The 2,505-nt window shown below is 58.6% G+C and carries 3 protein-coding genes and 1 pseudogene; 3 read left to right on the plus strand and 1 reads right to left on the minus strand.

Going from position 1 to position 2,505, the window contains the following annotated elements:
- Window positions 1-297: glycosyltransferase (locus tag Q0288_RS08190; RefSeq protein WP_299429406.1), on the minus strand; the 297-nt coding region annotated here is incomplete at its 3' end.
- 219 nt (window positions 298-516) lie between these two features.
- On the opposite strand from Q0288_RS08190, the gene Q0288_RS08195 reads away from it, so the two are divergent.
- From Q0288_RS08195 to Q0288_RS08205, 3 genes and pseudogenes are all read left to right on the plus strand, one after another.
- Entirely contained in the window at window positions 517-1,575 is a 1,059-nt protein-coding gene (locus tag Q0288_RS08195) for a histidinol-phosphate transaminase (protein ID WP_299429407.1), read from the plus strand.
- A complete protein-coding gene (gene hisB / locus Q0288_RS08200) occupies window positions 1,568-2,152 on the plus strand; it encodes an imidazoleglycerol-phosphate dehydratase HisB (RefSeq protein ID WP_299429408.1) in 585 nt (194 codons plus the stop codon). Before Q0288_RS08195 ends, hisB begins: the two co-directional genes overlap by 8 nt.
- Window positions 2,153-2,184: 32 nt before the next feature.
- A pseudogene (locus tag Q0288_RS08205) lies at window positions 2,185-2,505 on the plus strand (imidazole glycerol phosphate synthase subunit HisH); the annotation flags it as partial.

Raw genomic sequence — 2,505 nt, forward strand, 5'->3', positions numbered from 1 at the left:
GGCAGCCACTGCGTGCGGGATAGCGTAGTGGGTGTGGATCAGCTCGAGGTGTTCTTCGCGGATGGCCCGCTCGAGCGTCCCCGCCAGTGCCAGGGTGTAAAGGGGAGCCGGAAAAACCGGATAGTTCGGCACTTCAACCGGAACAAACTTCGCTGGACTACCCTCGGGCAGGCGCATGGGAAGCTCGGTGGCAAACAAAAAAACCTGGTGCCCCCTTCTAGCCAGCCGATCGGCCAGCTCCGAGGCCACGATGCCACTCCCGCCCAGGCCCGGATAACACACCATCCCGATTCGCATGACCCTAGCCTAAGCACAGCAGCGCAGGGCCATTGATGCTGGGTTCACGGTTGGGTATGGGTGTATCAAGGTGAAAGCTGAAAGCAAACGGCCCTACACTCAACTGACCTGAGACTTTAGACCTGCGACAACCGGGAGTACTTCATACCGATTCTTCGGGTTTTAACCGGTTGCGCAATAACCCTTGACTCCAGGCTCTTGACTCTCCACAATCGGGGAGTGAAGGCTTTCAAATCCCATCTACAGGGACTGCCCAGCTACCCCTACAAAAAGCTAAATGCACCCATCAAGCTCGATCAGAATGAGAGCCCCTACGATCTGCCCGCCGAACTCAAACTACGGGTGATGCAGCGCCTGGAAGCTCTGGATTTCAACCGATACCCCTATCTACATGCCGAGGATGTGCGCGAGCGGCTCTCGGTGTACCTGGGCTGGCCCATGGAGGGGATCGTGGTCGCGCCTGGTTCCAACCTGCTGATTCAGGCCCTGGTGCAAGCCGCCGGGCGGGTGCTGGATACTGCCCCTTCTTTTCCGCACTATGCTTTCTCGGCCAGAACTTCGGCCACGCCTTACCAGGCCATTGCGCTCGAGGCCGGGTTTGGCTTGCCTGCCCAGGCCCTGCTCGAGGCTATGAATGCCGATCCGGGCGTTCTGTTCTTGCCCAATCCACATGCACCCACAGCCCAGCTCTTTGCCGAAGCGGATATTCGCCACCTGGCCGATAAAGCAGCCCAGACGGGCTGGCTGTTGGTGATGGACGAGGCCTATCACCAGTTTTCCGAAACCGATTACTCACCGCTGGCTAGAACCAATCCCAATGTGGCAATTCTGCGTACCTTCTCCAAAGCCTGGGGCCTGGGGGGCATTCGCGCAGGCTATCTGCTGGCCTCGCCAGAGGTCTGCAACATTGTCCAGAACTTTGTGCCCCCCTTCGGCCTGCCGGGTCACACCGCTCAGATTCTCCTCACAGTTTTGGAGTCGCCTGGCTACGTGCAGGGAATCGTGCAGACCATGGTTGCGGAGCGGGAAAAGCTATTCCATGCTCTGCTAAAACACCCTACCTGGAAGGTATATCCCAGCCAGACCAACTTCTTTCTGATTCGCACACCCGGTGCGGTAGCCGCATTCAAGATACTCCTGCAACAAGGTATCCTGGTGCGACGGCAGGATCACTACCTGGGCTTAGAAGGTTGTATCCGGGTCTCGATCGGTACGCCGCAGGAAAACCAGCGCTTCCTGGATGCAGCTTTTTCGTTTGCTGAGGTGTCCAATGCGTAGTGCAACCATCGAACGCAATACTACCGAAACCCAAATCAAGCTGAGCCTGAACCTGGATGTAGCGCAGGGTGGGGTGATCTCGACGGGTCTGGGTTTTCTTGATCATATGCTCTTCGCAGTACAGCGGCATGGACGGTTTGGGCTGAGCCTCGAGGCCAGGGGCGACCTGGTGGTAGACGTGCATCACCTGGTCGAGGATGTGGGGATTGTGCTCGGGATGGCCCTCAAGCAAGCCATGGGGGATGGCAAGGGTATCGAGCGTTACGGCGAGGCCAGTGTGCCCATGGACGAGACGCTGGTCAGTGTGGTGCTGGATCTGTCTGGGCGCAGCCACCTGGCCTTTGTGCCCGAGGAACTGGCCATCGAAGGCAGTGCAGGCAGCATTAATGCGTACCATCTGCGCGAGTTTTTGCGCGGGTTATGCAATCATGCTGGACTGACCCTCCACGTGCGTTTGCTGGCGGGCCGTGAAGCCCACCACGTAATTGAGGCCACCTTCAAGGCGTTGGCTCGAGCGCTACATCAAGCCACCCGACTCTCCCGCAGCGACCTGCCCAGCACCAAGGAGGTTTTGTAGGGGCGTATGGCAACACGCCTCTGCTACGAGGTATGAAAACCCTCCTGATTGATTATGGTTCGGGCAATTTGCACAGCGCAGCCAAGGCCCTGCAAGCCACGGGTTATAGGGTCACCGTATCGGCTGACCCCAGCGAGGTAGGCCGTCACGACCTGCTGGTATTGCCGGGGCAGGGCCACTTTGGACAGGTGATGCGAGTATTTCAGGCTTCGGGTTTTGAGGAAGGGGTACGGCAGCACATCACCTCTGGCAAGCCTTTTTTGGGTATTTGTGTGGGGATGCAGAGTCTATTTGAAGGCTCCGAGGAGGCGCCTGGAACCGCAGGACTGGGGCTGGCGCCAGGGGGCCTGGCC

The sequence above is a fragment of the uncultured Meiothermus sp. genome (genome assembly GCF_937863175.1).
Lineage (GTDB): Bacteria > Deinococcota > Deinococci > Deinococcales > Thermaceae > Meiothermus.